Origin of the sequence: Arthrobacter sp. H35-D1 (assembly GCF_030063185.1) — a bacterium.
Taxonomy (GTDB): domain Bacteria; phylum Actinomycetota; class Actinomycetes; order Actinomycetales; family Micrococcaceae; genus Specibacter.
In genome coordinates this window covers 215,801-229,542 of record NZ_JASISP010000003.1, presented here as the reverse complement: position 1 = coordinate 229,542, position 13,742 = coordinate 215,801, and the positions used below count along the sequence as shown (strand labels likewise).

General features: G+C 63.3%; 18 protein-coding genes and 1 tRNA gene. 9 read left to right on the top strand and 10 right to left on the bottom strand.

The window, feature by feature from the left end:
* Positions 1–77 precede the first annotated feature (77 nt).
* The 4 genes from QMG25_RS06230 to QMG25_RS06215 all read left to right on the top strand — a co-directional run bounded on the left by QMG25_RS06230 (position 78) and on the right by QMG25_RS06215 (position 3,701).
* Positions 78–1,016, top strand: coding sequence for a LysR family transcriptional regulator (locus QMG25_RS06230; protein WP_283458288.1), 939 nt, complete (start codon positions 78–80; stop codon positions 1,014–1,016).
* Positions 1,013–2,242, top strand: a complete 1,230-nt coding sequence (locus QMG25_RS06225) for an ArsB/NhaD family transporter (RefSeq protein WP_283458286.1) — start codon at positions 1,013–1,015, stop codon at positions 2,240–2,242. The genes QMG25_RS06230 and QMG25_RS06225 overlap by 4 nt, the downstream gene beginning before the upstream one ends.
* A 154-nt stretch (positions 2,243–2,396) precedes the next feature.
* On the top strand, positions 2,397–3,350 hold the full coding sequence (locus tag QMG25_RS06220) for a DNA-3-methyladenine glycosylase family protein (RefSeq protein ID WP_283458283.1): 954 nt from the start codon (positions 2,397–2,399) through the stop codon (positions 3,348–3,350).
* 72 nt (positions 3,351–3,422) lie between these two features.
* Positions 3,423–3,701, top strand: a complete 279-nt coding sequence (locus QMG25_RS06215) for a putative quinol monooxygenase (protein WP_283458282.1) — start codon at positions 3,423–3,425, stop codon at positions 3,699–3,701.
* Positions 3,702–3,786: 85 nt separating this feature from the next.
* Here QMG25_RS06215 and QMG25_RS06210 read toward each other — a convergent pair whose 3' ends face one another.
* Positions 3,787–4,203 (bottom strand): thioredoxin family protein, encoded by a 417-nt coding sequence (locus QMG25_RS06210; protein ID WP_283458280.1) that lies wholly within the window; start codon positions 4,201–4,203, stop codon positions 3,787–3,789.
* Positions 4,204–4,620: 417 nt separating this feature from the next.
* Here QMG25_RS06210 and QMG25_RS06205 point away from each other — a divergent pair, with 417 nt between their 5' ends.
* Positions 4,621–4,887, top strand: coding sequence for a hypothetical protein (locus tag QMG25_RS06205; RefSeq protein WP_283458278.1), 267 nt, complete (start codon positions 4,621–4,623; stop codon positions 4,885–4,887).
* 73 nt (positions 4,888–4,960) lie between these two features.
* Here the strand turns inward: QMG25_RS06205 and QMG25_RS20505 are convergent, their stop codons facing one another.
* The 5 genes from QMG25_RS20505 to QMG25_RS06185 form a co-directional block, all read right to left on the bottom strand.
* A complete protein-coding gene (locus tag QMG25_RS20505; protein WP_502866363.1) occupies positions 4,961–5,158 on the bottom strand; it encodes a sunset domain-containing protein in 198 nt (65 codons plus the stop codon).
* Positions 5,159–5,163: 5 nt separating this feature from the next.
* On the bottom strand, positions 5,164–5,451 hold the full coding sequence (locus QMG25_RS06200) for a hypothetical protein (protein WP_283458276.1): 288 nt from the start codon (positions 5,449–5,451) through the stop codon (positions 5,164–5,166).
* 113 nt (positions 5,452–5,564) lie between these two features.
* The gene (locus QMG25_RS06195) at positions 5,565–6,239 is read right to left on the bottom strand and encodes a hypothetical protein (protein ID WP_283458274.1); all 675 of its coding nucleotides are present in this window, start codon (positions 6,237–6,239) and stop codon (positions 5,565–5,567) included.
* Between the two features lie 314 nt (positions 6,240–6,553).
* A tRNA-Tyr gene (locus tag QMG25_RS06190) sits at positions 6,554–6,638 on the bottom strand.
* A gap of 145 nt (positions 6,639–6,783) precedes the next feature.
* Positions 6,784–7,140, bottom strand: a complete 357-nt coding sequence (locus QMG25_RS06185) for a hypothetical protein (protein WP_283458272.1) — start codon at positions 7,138–7,140, stop codon at positions 6,784–6,786.
* 191 nt (positions 7,141–7,331) lie between these two features.
* On the opposite strand from QMG25_RS06185, the gene QMG25_RS06180 reads away from it, so the two are divergent.
* Positions 7,332–7,820: a YajQ family cyclic di-GMP-binding protein gene (locus QMG25_RS06180; protein WP_283458270.1), complete on the top strand. Its 489-nt coding sequence runs from the start codon at positions 7,332–7,334 to the stop codon at positions 7,818–7,820.
* A gap of 179 nt (positions 7,821–7,999) precedes the next feature.
* Entirely contained in the window at positions 8,000–8,572 is a 573-nt protein-coding gene (locus tag QMG25_RS06175) for a VOC family protein (protein WP_283458268.1), read from the top strand.
* On the opposite strand, the gene QMG25_RS06170 is transcribed toward QMG25_RS06175, so the two are convergent.
* The 4 genes from QMG25_RS06170 to htpX all read right to left on the bottom strand — a co-directional run bounded on the left by QMG25_RS06170 (position 8,539) and on the right by htpX (position 12,208).
* Complete coding sequence (locus tag QMG25_RS06170) at positions 8,539–9,213, bottom strand: response regulator (RefSeq protein WP_283458267.1); 675 nt, start codon at positions 9,211–9,213, stop codon at positions 8,539–8,541. The two genes, QMG25_RS06175 and QMG25_RS06170, sit on opposite strands and share 34 nt — an antisense overlap.
* Entirely contained in the window at positions 9,210–10,571 is a 1,362-nt protein-coding gene (locus QMG25_RS06165) for a sensor histidine kinase (protein WP_283458266.1), read from the bottom strand. The genes QMG25_RS06170 and QMG25_RS06165 overlap by 4 nt, the downstream gene beginning before the upstream one ends.
* Positions 10,558–11,253: a histidine phosphatase family protein gene (locus tag QMG25_RS06160; RefSeq protein ID WP_283458265.1), complete on the bottom strand. Its 696-nt coding sequence runs from the start codon at positions 11,251–11,253 to the stop codon at positions 10,558–10,560. The genes QMG25_RS06165 and QMG25_RS06160 overlap by 14 nt, the downstream gene beginning before the upstream one ends.
* 88 nt (positions 11,254–11,341) lie before the next feature.
* Positions 11,342–12,208, bottom strand: coding sequence for a zinc metalloprotease HtpX (gene htpX / locus QMG25_RS06155; RefSeq protein WP_283458264.1), 867 nt, complete (start codon positions 12,206–12,208; stop codon positions 11,342–11,344).
* A 181-nt stretch (positions 12,209–12,389) separates the two neighbouring features.
* On the opposite strand from htpX, the gene QMG25_RS06150 reads away from it, so the two are divergent.
* Together QMG25_RS06150 and QMG25_RS06145 are read left to right on the top strand one after the other, a co-directional pair.
* Positions 12,390–13,280 (top strand): hypothetical protein, encoded by an 891-nt coding sequence (locus QMG25_RS06150; RefSeq protein ID WP_283458263.1) that lies wholly within the window; start codon positions 12,390–12,392, stop codon positions 13,278–13,280.
* Positions 13,277–13,663 carry an ankyrin repeat domain-containing protein gene (locus QMG25_RS06145; RefSeq protein ID WP_283458262.1) on the top strand — a complete coding sequence of 129 codons (387 nt, stop codon included), beginning with the start codon at positions 13,277–13,279 and terminating at the stop codon, positions 13,661–13,663. The genes QMG25_RS06150 and QMG25_RS06145 overlap by 4 nt, the downstream gene beginning before the upstream one ends.
* Positions 13,664–13,742: the final 79 nt, after the last annotated feature.

Here is a 13,742-nt window from a genome sequence, read left to right as displayed (position 1 = left end):
GAGACTCTTCTTCAATAAGAAAAAGTGCTGATTTATAATCAATATAAGTCAGTATTACTACACTCTCTGGAGCACCCATGCTTGACGTCAAACGCCTGCGCCTGCTGCGTGAATTGCACCTCCGCGGCACCTTGGCCGACGTTGCCGCAACGCTGCAATACAGCCCCTCGGCCGTGTCGCAGCAGCTGGCCCTGCTGGAGAGGGAAGTCGGGGTCCCGCTGCTGCTGAAAGTGGGGCGCAGAGTCCAGCTCACGCCCCAAGCGGAGATCCTCGTGGCCCACACGGCGGAGCTGCTGGAAACCCTGGAACGGGCCGAAGCAGACCTGGCCGCCTCGCTGACTGTCCCCACGGGGACCGTAAAACTGGCCATGTTCCAGTCGGCGGCCCTGGCCCTGCTGCCGAATCTGCTCACGGCCATGGCACAGGCCTATCCTGATGTGCGCATTGAAATGATCCAGCGCGAACCCGAAAGCGCCCTCCATGAGACGTGGGCCCGCGACTTTGACCTGGTGGTGGCCGAGCAATATCCGGGCCACGCTGCACCCATGCTCCCCGAGCTGGACAGGGTCACGCTGACCACCGACGCCATTCGGCTCGCCGTCCCCTTCCACGATGTGGCCGGCGGCATGGCCAAGCTCCTCAGCTCACCCATCACAGAACTGGAGGACACGGCCGAACTACCTTGGGTCATGGAACCGCGGGGTGCGGCGTCCCGCCATTGGGCCGAGCAAAGATGCCGGCAGGCAGGCTTTGAACCCGACGTTCGTTTCGAAACTGCCGATCTGCAGGCCCAAATCCGGCTCATCGAGTCAGGCAACGCCGTGGGCCTGATGCCGGATCTCATGTGGACGGGACGCCCGCCCCAGCTTCGCCTGATTGACCTGCCGGGCCTGCCCCAACGCACAGTCTTCACCTCTGTCCGCCGCGCCAGCCGCAGCCGTCCGGCCCTTTTGGCCTGCCGGGAAATTCTGGAGCTGACGGCGCAGGAATTGGCCGTCCCGACGCCCCTGCCATGACCACCGCCCCGGCCGCGGCAAAAGCTCTGGCCGCCTCCGTTCCCGCGGCGCTCTTTGCGGCGGGTCTGGCACTGCTCGCCTCGGGGCTGCTGACCCCGGCATCAGCGCTGGAGCTGGCCTCGCGCACCGTGCCGATCCTGGTGTTTGTGGTGGCGATGACAGTGGTGACGGGGCTGGCGGACTCGGCCGGGCTGTTCACGGCTGTTACGGCCAGGCTGGCCGGTGCCCGCCGTTCTGCAGATCCCGGCCCGACGCCGTCGGGCCGGGTCTGGCTGTTGTGGCTGCTGGCGGTGGCCCTTGCCACGGTGAGCACGGTGTCCCTGTCGCTGGACACCACCGCCGTGCTGGTCACGCCGGTGGTGGTCTCCCTGGCACGGCACGCACGGATCCCGCCGCTGCCGTTTGCCTTGACCACCGTGTGGCTGGCGAACACAGCCTCCCTGCTGCTGCCGGTTTCCAACCTGACAAACCTGCTGGCCCAGCACCGCCTGGGCCTGTCCCCGTGGGGCTTCGCGCAACTGCTGTGGGCGCCGGCCGCTGTGGGAGTCGCGGTTCCGGTGGTGTTCCTGCTGTTGATTTTCCGGACCGAACTGCACGGCAGCTTTCCCCGCCCTGCGGTGCCGCACGTCAAGGACAGGGGCCTGCTGGCCTTCAGCGCCGTCACGGTGGCCGTGCTGCTGCCCCTGCTGGTGTCCGGGCTGCCCGTCTGGATCCCGACGAGCGTCGCGGCGGTGTTTTTGCTGGCGGTGTTCGTGCTCCGCCGCCAATCGTCCCCGGGGTGGGCAGCAGCGTGGAGGATGCTCCCCGTCCAGCCGCTGCTGTTGGCGATGGGACTGTTCCTGATCATCCAAACGCTGCATGACCACGGCTTGGGCACCGCCCTTGCCCGCGCTTCCGGCACCGGCGAGAGTTTCACCGCGCTGCTCCAGCTGGCGGGGCTCGGCGCGCTGAGCGCAAATGCCGTCAACAACCTGCCGGCTTATTTGGCGCTTGAACCTGCCGCAGGCTCCCCGCTCCGGCTGGCGGCGCTGCTCATCGGCGTGAATCTCGGGCCGCTGGTGTCCCCGTGGGCATCCTTGGCCACCTTGTTGTGGCACAGCCGGCTGCGCGCCATGGGCATCAACATCTCGTGGCGCGGCTACATGCTGGCCGGGGCCGCCGTCGTGGTTGTCTTGCTGCCACTGTCGGTGCTGGCATTGTGGCTTTCTGCCGGGATGCCGGGCTAGCGACGCTGCCTTTCCGGCGTTCCTTTCCCACGCACGACGCCGGATGGCCGGGTTTAGTCCGCCAGTTCCCGCGCGATGGGACCCAGCAGGCGGCGCTGCTCCCGGGTGGTCCGAGCCCGCGCCCACTGTCAGCTGCGCGTGCGACCATGGAGTCATGACCGCCACAGCACTCACCGGCCGCACTCTGGTCTGGGACGCGGAGGGCCCCTATTCCCTGCCGCAGACATTGGACATCATCGGCCGGGGCCCCGCCGACAAGACAGTCATGGTCGCATCCGGCACCGCTTGGCTCGCCTTCAACACCCCGGACGGCCCCGCAACGCTGGGGATCTCCCAACGAGGCAGCGAACTGCACGCCCGCGCCTGGGGCCCCGGCGCGGACCATGCCCTCACCGGCGCCCCCGGGCTGCTCGGAGCGCACGACGACTGGTCCCACTTCGACTCCCCCGGATTCGCGGATTCCCTCCCCCACTGCGTCAAGGAAGCACGACGCCGGCACCCGGCAGTGCGCCTGCCCTCCACCCGGCGCGTGGTTGATGCCCTCATCCCTGCCGTGCTGGAACAAAAGGTCACGTCGGCGGAGGCTCGCCGCGGGTACGCAACACTGGTGCAGAAGTTCGGCACCCCGGCCCCGGGGATCGGCACGGATCCGGCCATCCCGGTAGACCTGATGGTGGCCCCCACTCCCCGGCAATGGGCCATGATTCCCTCCTGGGCGTGGCATCAGGCAGGTGTTGGGCCACAGCGTTCGGCAACGGTCATGCGGGTGGCCGGTTCGGCGTCGGGCTTGGAACGGCTGGCCAAGCTGCCGGCAACTCAGGCGGCAGCAAAGATGCAGAGCATCCCCGGCATTGGTGTGTGGACGGCGGCGGAAACCACCCAGCGCACGCATGGCGACGCCGACCAGGTGGCCGTGGGCGACTATCACCTGGCCGCCTATGTGGGCTGGGCCCTGGCGGGGAAACCCGTGGATGATGCCGGCATGCTCGAGCTGCTCGAGCCGTGGCACGGACACCGGCAGCGCGTGGTGCGAATGCTGTATTTGAGCGGATTCCGGAAACCTGCCTTTGGGCCGCGCATGACCATCCAAGACCACCGCGGGCACTAACCGGCTTGCCGCAGGCGTTCACAGAGCGGAACGGCTTCCCCACCCCGCGGCCACATCGCCTAGGCTGGCTCCATGAGCGACATCATCAACCTACAGGCCACTTTCATCCCCAACGAGGGCGAATTCTTCCGTGTGAAGCTCGCCCTCGAGATTGCCATCGAGCAGGTCGTGGAAGAGGCCGGCTGCATCCAATACGAAATCACCGAAGAAGCGGAAGAAAAGATTGTCTTGACCGAGCAGTGGGCCTCGGCGGCGGACCTTGCCAAGCACGGCAACGGCATCGCCGTGCAGGACTTGAACGAGTCCCTGAGCGCCTTGCTGGCCGAACCGGTCAAGCTGGTGCGCAGCTAGCCCCGCCCGTTAAGCCCCAGCCCGTTAAACACGTTGGAGCTGGTGATGCCCGTGGGGCTTCACCAGCTCCAACGGAGCGGGAATGCTACTTTGCGGTGTCGCCTTCGCTGGCGGTGTCGCCTTCGCTGGCGGTGTCGCCTTCGTTTTCCTTGGCAGCCACTGCCGCATGCACTTCTGCCATGTCAAGTGCCTTGACCGCGTCGATGACGGAATCGAGCTGTGTTCCGTTCAGGGCACCCGGCTGGGCAAACACCAGCACCTTTTCCCTGAAGGCCATCAGGGTGGGGATCGAGGTGATGTTTGCCTCGGCCGCGAGCGCCTGCTGGGCCTCGGTGTCCACCTTGGCGAACACGACGTCGTCGTGCTTTTCCGAAGCAGCTTCAAAGGTGGGCGCAAACCCTACGCAGGGCTGGCACCAGGTTGCCCAAAAATCAACGAACACAATGTCGTTGCCTTCGATGGTGGGACCGAAATTTTCCGTGGTGATTTCAACTGTAGCCATGTCTCCACGGTACGTCAGGGTACAGTTCCCCGCCGGATATTTCGCTTACCGCGTGAGTGGGAATTAGTGCGGACTCCGGTCATCCACCGTTGACATTGCCTCCATTCGGGGTTGACCGGCCCGCCATCAGAACCCGTTGCGCTCACGTGCGACGGACCGGGTGAAATGCGAATTCCGGCCCGGTCCACCCTCGCAACCGGACTGGGCGCAACGCTGCTGGGCGCCGCCATTCCATCGCGGATGAGTGGCAGCAACATGAGAATCATGGACGACGGCGGCACCCGGGTTGGCGAGGCACCCGCCCAGGTTCCGCCGTCGGGCTTTAACCCGCAGTCCCCACATAGACACATGCAGTTCACAGGCAGTTCACCCGGAGCGTGCATACTGGCAGTATTGACTACAGAAAAGGAAGCAGCGATGACTTTCACACCAGGAGAAACCATGACCCGTCCCACGCACAACCAGACCTTCACCAATCCCGCCACGCATGACGTTTGGCCCGTTTTGGCCAAGAACGAGCCCGTTGCGCTTGTCAACGAGCGCGGCTGGCGCCTATCCGGCCGAGTTGAGACGCTGTCCCGCGATCGCCAATGCTTGTGGATTCAGCTCGACTCCGGTTTGGGCCGCCAGCTCATCCACCACCAGGACGGCTTTGTGCTGGAAAGCGAAGAACAGGCTGGCTGATCCGAGCTGTTGAAAAAAGTTGCCCGATCCCTTGCAGGGTTCGGGCAACTTTTTTGTTCGGAGCTGCCGGGAATCAGACCTTGGATTTCCGGTAGCCGGCTTTCCTGGCTGCGGCTTCGGTGCTGAAACAAATTTTCGGAGTTGTCCTGGTGCAGAACCGCTGGCCCTTGAGATGGTAAATCTTGCTCGGGGCGTAGCCCTTGATGGGAGCCCACGAGGGGCAGTTCCATTTGCTGGAGGGCTTTGACGTGGCGGGTTTTGGTGCTGGCACAACTTTCACGTATTTCTGTCCACTGGACGCTGCTGCAATACTGCCCTGCTTGGCCCATCGGATCGACCATTTTCGGAGGTCGTCGCGGGGAATGTCGTCTTCAAGTACCCGGTGGAGCCGCTCTTGAACGTTCGGACCGCCTTGTTGGGGGCTGCTCCGTCGGCATCGAAATACACAGTTGCCGTCAGCGTGCCGGTCTTGCTCCAAGCCTTGCCGGAGTGGCGCTGCGCTTGGGCCGGAGCCGGGATGCCGGCAAGCGGAGCCACAAGCGCCGGAGCGGTGATTCCGGGCATGAGCTGGCGGCACAGGGCGTACGCAGAATTGAGTTCATTTCTCCCCCAAGGAGCAAGGCCAAGCCAACAGTGGATAATTCAAAGACCACCTATAGCGTCGTGTGAATCGACAACTACTGCTCTTCGGTCCCGATCATGGAGACAAATTCGTTGGCTTCGGTCTCGCCAATATCGGAATGGTCGCGCAGCAAGCGGGCTGCGCTTTCGTGGTCCCCCGACTGTGCCAGTTCGCGGATGTGGCGGAAGACCTCTTCGTTCAGGCGGGTGCTGGCAACTTCTCGAATCTCTTCGCCTTGGGAGACTATGGCCCTGTACCGGTAAGCATTGGGTACCCCGGCCGGCTTCGTCCCTGCTTCCGGTGCCGCCTTGATGATGTCCTCCACCGTCAGCGCGGCCTCATTTGTCGTGGGCTGGGCAGGCTCTGCCGTGGGCTGCGCCGGTTCTGCCGTGGGCTGTGGGAACTGTGCCAACGCCGCCACGGCTGCGGCCGAATCACCCAAGCCCAAGCGAGTGGCCTTACGATATTCCTTCACCGCATTGAGAATCTGGCGCTGGGCAATGAGCGAATAGACCAGCTGGTGGGATTCGGGAGTGAGCCGTGCCCCGGCTTCTACTGCGACTTCCCGGGTAATTTCACGGCCCTTGCCCCTGCGGAGGGGTTTCGGGGGTGCCGAACCGTCCTTCACGGGTTCCGCCGCGTTCCGGTTTCGCTTGCCCATGATCCGTGATCCCACCACAACGACTACGACAACAACGAGCACGATCAGCAGCGGCACCAGGTATTCCATGCCTTAACTGTAGTTCGCTTTGGCCAAGGTTTCTGGTGGGAGCAATCCGGTCGTGGCCCGCATGCCGGATCACCGGCTGCGCGGCGCACAATGAAGCCGGCCTGCCAAAGCGGGTCCATTGCCAAAGTTGACACAGGTGTGGTGATCCGCGCCCGGAAATACCTGCAGCGAATCACCACAGCTGCAGCAGTCGTTGACACGCCCGGGCTGTACACACATTTTGGCCGCTAACCCCCAGAGCTGCAGCGGAACTGTCCAAGCACGAAAAAGCCCGGAACCTGCGCTTTCACGCGAGGTTCCGGGCTGTCCCGTTTTGGTGGCAGATACTGGATTCGAACCAGTGAAGGCGTTGCCAGCTGATTTACAGTCAGCCCCCTTTGGCCACTCGGGTAATCTGCCATGGCCACCAAACCCCAAACAACGGATTCGGCTTTCGCACCCAACAAGTGGAAGCAGTAAAACAATACAAGGAATTTGTCCAAGAATCGAATCGAGGGCTCGGTCGCACCAAAATTGCTTTGCCCGGCTGCGGCTTGTGCAGTCGCTAGACGTCCGTTTGAATCCGCCTGACCAGCTGGTTTTTCAGGAACGCAGCCTGTTCGGGAGTGATCTGTTCCAACGCCACGGCCCTGGCCATGTCGTCGTCGACACCCGCGATGCGCGAGGACGCGGAATTAGGCGGTGAGCCGATGATGCTGCCCGGGTCAAGACTGGCTGCCGGCCCGCCCACCAAGGTGGGCCCGCCCAACGCTGTCATGGCAGCCAAGGTCACGGCCGCGACGGCTGTTCCCACGGTTTTCCGTCCTCGACCTGACCGGGAGCTTGCGGAGCCGAGCGTCGCGGCCCCGTCGTGTGGCATTGCCGGCAAGGCGGCAAGTGCAGGATCGGTGCTTTCGGCCATCGTCTTTGGTCCTCCTGATGCAGTCTGTCTCACATCCACTACTATGCCCGGTACAAATGTGCGGGCGCCGGAGAAATCCTTGGAGGTGACTGTGAGCGGCACGCCACCGGATGAAAAAACACCACGGGCCCGGGGCCAGCTAGGCTAGGAGGCAAATCAACCGCCCGAATTTCCAAGCAAGTGGAGGAACCATGGCTAGTGAGTCAACGTTCGACGTCGTCAGCAAAGTGGATAAGCAGGAGGTAGCCAACGCCTTGCACCAAGCCCAGAAGGAAGTGGCCCAGCGCTACGACTTCAAGGGCATTGGCGCCGAGATCGACTTCAGTGGCGAGAAGATCCTGCTCAAGGCCAACTCCGAAGAGCGCGTCTTGGCTGTCATGGACGTTTTTGAGTCCAAACTGATCAAGCGCGGCATTTCCTTGAAGTCCCTGGATGCCGGGGAGCCCTTCGCGTCAGGCAAGGAGTACCGCATCGAGGCCGAGATCGTGGAAGGCATTGCCCAGGACGTGGCCAAGAAGATCAACAAGCTCATCCGCGATGAAGGCCCCAAGGGTGTCAAGTCCACCATTCAGGGCGATGAACTGCGCGTGAGCTCCAAGAGCCGTGACGACCTTCAGGACGTTATGGCCATGCTGCGCAAGTTTGAGGACGCCGACCTGCAGTTCGTGAACATGCGCTAAAACGCAACGCCACTGGGCCGCGAAGCCCCCGCACGAACCAAAAAGCGCCTGCTGCTGATTTCTGCCATTTTCATGGGCAATTCAGCCGGCAGGCGCTTTTTTTGCTCTTGCCGGGCCCCCGCACGCAGCATAATCTTCCCTTTGCGTGCACCAATCCCATGACATCGTCTGGAGCGGCCATGAACCCCCAGCGAACTCCCGCCGGAGCCCCGTACTGGATTGATCTGACGACCTCTGATTTGAAGAAGTCGCATGAGTTTTACGCCGCCCTGTTTGGGTGGAGCACCCACCTGGGCGTGGACAACATTGTCAAGCCCATCGAAGCTGCCAAGAACGCCGGCTCCATCGTCTATTTGCAGCCCCTGGACGTCCCCGAACAGGGCAAAATAGCCATGTTGGTGACCCCGGCGAGGCTTCGACGGGGCTGTGGGGATCTGGCGCCCATGCTGGGTTCCAGGCCCATGAAGAAGACGGTGCGGCTGCGCGGCATGAGCTGCACTCCCAAGTCCCGCGACACCAACCCCGGCGACGGCGAGAGGGAACTGGCCGGCATCATGGGTGCAGCCGCCTTCCTGCCCCACGGGACACCTTCCAGCTGGCATGTGTATTTCCAGACGCACGGCGTCGATGCCACCATCGCGAAGTCCCTCACCCTGGGTGCCGCCATTGTCAACGCCGCCGACGATTCCCCCTCCGTCAGGAAGGTTTGGTACATTTTTCAAGCGCCGGGCTCAACCAAACCCGTCTCATAGGACAGGACCACGGCCTGCACCCTGTCCCGCAGGCCAAGTTTCGTCAAAATTTTGCTGACGTGTGTCTTGACTGTCTGTTGTGCGATGAACAGCTGCGCGGCAATCTCCTGGTTCGAGAAGCCCCTGCCAACGAGCCTCATCACTTCAAGTTCCCGGTCGGTGAGACAGGCAAGCCGGTCGCGGGAAAGCACCGGACGGACCGCCGACACGGCGAACTGTTCAATCAGCCGCTTGGTGACTGAAGGGGCAAGCAGCCCTTCCCCGGATGCCACGATCCGCACCGCTGCCACCAGTTCTTCCGCCAGTGCATCCTTGAGCAGGAACCCGCTGGCGCCCAGGCGCAGCGCATCATAGATGTAGTCATCGACGTCGAAGGTCGTCAGCATGAGGACGTGGGGTGCGTCCTCCTCGGGGTCCGGCGTGCTCGCGAGAATTTGCCGTGCGGCTTCCAACCCGTCCATGACCGGCATGCGAACGTCCATCAGCACCACGTTGGGACGACAGGAGGCTGCCAGCTCAACTGCCCGGGCGCCGTTCTCCGCCTGCCCCACCACAACAATGTCTTCCTGGGCACCCAACAGGGCGGCAAATCCTTCGCGGACCATCGCCTGGTCATCGACAACAAGTACTTTAATGCTCATGGCAGGGCACTTCCCTTGCTGTTTTCCTTGTTATTTTTTGGATTTGCCGTGCTGGTACTCATGGGAAGCCGTGCAGTGACGGAAAAGCCGCCATCAGCCGTGGATGTGCAGACCACCGAACCGCCCACAATGTCGGCCCGCTCGCGCATTCCTATCAGGCCCTGCCCCAAGTGCGGGCCCTTGTCCAGCTGTGCCATGATCGCACCCACGGCTGAGCTGGAGTTGACCACCGACACGGCCAACATGCCTGCTTCAACAGTGAACTCCACCTGCACGCTTGCCCCCGGGGCATGCCGGATGACGTTGCTCAGTGCCTCTTGGACAATTCTGTAGGTGGTCAGGGCTATGACCTCGCCAATCTCGTAGCGCTCACCATCGGGTAGCGCCGGGTCCTCGATGCGCACTCCGGTGGAGCGCGCCGAAGCAAAGAGCTGCGGCAGGTCTGCAAGAGTGGGCTGGGGACCCAATTCGCGTCCCACTTCGGCATTGCGCAGGGATCCCAGCATGCTGCGCATCTCCATCATGGCCCTCCGGGAGCTCGCGGCAATGTCATCGAACTCTTGTTTCAGCTCAGGACTCAGACCAGAGTGGCGGTAGCTGGCCGTGGTTGCCTGAACCACCACCACCGACATGCCATGGGCAACGACGTCGTGAAGTTCACGCGCTATGCGCGTGCGTTCCTCGGCCAAACGGCGCCGCGACTGTTCCTCCGCACTGACTGTTCGTTCGGCGGCCAGTTCAACGCGCAAATGCTGCCATTGCTGGGCCACAACGGACGCCATCATGAGCCCGCCAGCCACTGCGGCAAAAATAACAACATTGGTTTGGGCGCCCGTCGACTGCCCGCCCGGCATGGTCAAGTAGTTCGCCACTACACCCACGATAACGCTGCCCAGCCAAGCGACGGCCGGAACCATCCAGTGCGAGCGCAGCCCGGCCACGCAGATGACAAGCACCTGGGTGATCATGGCAACGACGCTGAAAGGCATGGGGGCTCCGCCTATGGGATCCGAGACAAGAGGCAAGACGGCTAACGGAACCAGCGAGACAAGCGCCCCTGCCACCGGGCGGGCAGCAGTCAACCCCAACGAAGCTGAATGCAGAATCGACATGCCCAGCGCAAACGGCAGGGCCATATTATACAAAGCCATGTTCAGCGGCGCGCCGACGGCAAGGAGCGCAATGCAAACCACGGCTGTGCCCAGCCAGACCCAGCTAATCCCTTTCAACCGCCACAAATGCACAGTGCTAAAGGGCATTTGTGTTTCGGCGCCGGTCCCCGTTACCGAAGCCGCCCCGGTCCCTGCCGAGGCGGATCCGCCCGTCCTGTCCGTTCCCGCGCCCTTAGCCATTTTCATGTCGGTCGTCTAGTGCTTCCGTTGTCAGTTCGGCCGTGGGCCCGTCCTCGTCCAGTCCGCTCAGGCCGCCGGCCGGTGCACCGTTCCACTGTTGGATCTGCCAACCGCCGGGGGCCGTGCTGCCCTTGGGTTCTCCGTCGAGCACCACAATTCCGGTGTTTGACAGGTCATGGTATTTATTGGAGGCCCAGTCGATGTTTATGCCCCTGTGACCGGCCCAGAAGCGGATCATCGCCCCGTGGCTGACCATGGCCACTGCTTGGTGGGCACCGGCAGCCTCTTCCACGACGGCGTCAAAGCGTTCAAGCACTTCATATCCGGTGTCGGCCCCTGGCATCCGGGCCGACAGGTCGCCTGTCAACCAGGACTTCAACGCGTCGAGGTATGCCTCAATGGAAGGCACATCCCCTTTCATCTCCAGCTCGCCGGCGCTGATCTCGCGCAGTCCCTCGCGCACTACCGGATCAAGGCGTCGCTCGGCAGCCAGCGGCGCCGCTGTCAGGGCCGTGCGCGTGAGGTTTGAGATATACAGCGCCTCGATGCTTTGATCAGCCACGGCACCCGGAACAGCAGCAGCCTGCAATTCCCCCAAACGCGTCAGTCCCGGCCCCGGGACCGCGGTGTCCAAGAGACTGCGGACATTGTTGGGAGTCTGGCCGTGCCGAATCAAAATCAGTCGCATATCCCCATTCTGTCCTACTCTGCCGGTGGCTGGGTGTCGGTTTCCCGGAGGCGACGCCTTCAAGGGCCGACGTCGCTCGACAGAACAGTCAGGCTAGCGGTCGGCCCGCCATCTTTTCCAGCCGCGCAATGCGCTGCGCCATCGGCGGGTGGGTGGCAAAAAGCTTGGCTGCTCCACCGCTCTTGAAGGGGTTGGCGATCATCAAGTGGCTGGTGTTGACAAGGTTTTGATCTTGCGGCAACGGCGCCCGTTGCACGCCCAGCTCCAGTTTTCGCAGTGCCGAGGCCAAGGCCAGGGGGTCGTCGCTCAGGTGGGCGCCATCCTCGTCGGCGTCGTATTCCCGGGTGCGGCTGATGGCCAGCTGGATCAAGGACGCAGCCATCGGCGCCAGGAGCGCCATAGCGATCATTGCCAGCGGGTTGGCGTTGCGGCGGTCCCCTCCGAAGAACAGCATCATTTGGGCCACGGATGTGATAATGCCGGCCACGGCAGCCGCCACGGAGGAGGTCAAGATGTCCCGGTTGTAGACGTGCATGAGTTCATGCCCCAGCACCCCGCGCAGTTCCCGCTCATCAAGGATGTTCAAGATGCCCTCGGTGCAGCAAACGGCAGCATTTTTGGGGTTCCGGCCGGTGGCAAAGGCATTGGGCGATTGGGTGGGTGAGATGTAAATGGCAGGCATGGGCTGGTTCGCCTTGACGGAGAGCTCACGCACGATCCTGTAGAGGCCGGGCGCCTGTGTTTCGGTGGCCGGGTAGGCCTGCATGGATCGGATGGCGATCTTGCCGCTGTTCCAATATCCGTACGCCGTGGTGGCAACGCCCAGGACGGCAAAGATCCACAGCGGCGCAGCACTGCCGGTCCCGGCCGCAATAAGGGCGCCGATCCCCAGCAGCACCGCCCACAACACGCCAAAGAGTGCTGCTGTCTTGAGTCCGTTGTAATGCCTGCGCACTTTCGTGTCCCTTCACCGGTTGCTTGCAAAGGTTAAAACGTGTCTGCTCGAGTCCTTGTTCCCGTGCCAAGCCTGCAGGTGGCGCGCCCCGGCGCAGGCAGCTTCCGCTCCGTGCGGAATTCTTCTCCGTTATGCTGGCAACGGACTCATTGGGCAAACATGAATCGGGGAAAAACATACGATGCCAACGCCGCGCACCCAGCTGTGCTCCTCCACGTTTTGGACTGTTCGCCGCCCCAACTCGACCTTGACCGAAGGCCACTTTGTGCTCCGCCTCAACGATCCTTCCCTCGCCTTCGGCCCCGACTCGGCGGCCGACCTGCTGCGCTGCTACGGCCATTTGCGCGGTGCCCTGCTCGAGTTGGGCGGCGCCACCGCTGCCCATCTCTACTGTGCATTGAACTGGCAGCCCATCGGCGACGCCCTGGGTGAACCGACCGCCGAAACATCCACCCCCACACTGCACGCCTTCTTCACGATGCCGGGAAGCCGGACTGCGGCATCCGTCCTTGCGCTGCCCGCACACCAACGCGTCCCGGAGACAAACACCGAAGAACTCGATGAGCGGCTTCGCCGTTGGCACGGCGGCAGGGTCGCTGTCACCACCCAGACTGGCCCGGACCACGCACTCGAACAGCCTTCAGCCACCGAACCCGGGCAGTCCGGGATGTCAGAGTTGCCCGGGCAGCAGGTTGGCTGGGAGTCCCGTGCCTTCCACATCGAACCGGCAACTCCGGCACCCGGCATGCCGTTCCGCGGCGGGCACTGGACCGGTGTCCCGCGGCAACCCGTTGCAAGCCTTGAGCGAACCAATCCGTCCGCGCTGTTGGAACTGGCCCAGGGGATGAACATTCTCGCCACCCACGCGCAGCCCGCCTTTGCCGGTGTGACGGTGTGGGTCTGCGACGACTGGGCTTCGCCGGCGCCCCCAACCTTCCACATTTTCGGCCGCCGGCACGGCGATGCACCGCAGCAGCTCGCAGGTTTCGTGACGGGCGGCGGGCTGGATGTGCCGCTGCCGGCACTCTGGCGCGGCAAAAGCGACGGGCCATCGCCTATTGTGGAGAAATGACCAATAACGCATCCCTCAATGACGAGCAGACTGCCAAGGTCGTCGCCCTGGCCATGGACCTTGCCCGCGACGGCAAAAGCACGGAGCTGGCCGAATTTCTCGACCACGGGCTGGCGATCGACGTCTTGGATCCCGAAGGCAACACCTTGCTAATGCTTGCCGCGTACAAGGGGCAGACGGATACTGTGGCCCAGCTGTTGGAGCGCGGCGCCAATGTCGACATCCGCAACGGCCGCGACCAGTCGCCGCTGGCAGGCGCCTTGTTCAAGGGCGAGGACGCCGTGGTGGGCCTGCTCATCGCCGCAGGCGCCGATCTCGACGCCGGCACCCCCTCCGCCCGCGCCGCAGCGGCCATGTTTGGCCGCGAACACCTGTTGGGATAGTTCCCGCTTTCCGCCCCACTCCCCTGAACCACATTCGAGTTTGCACTTGTTGGCAATGTTCGCACGAAACATTGCCAAC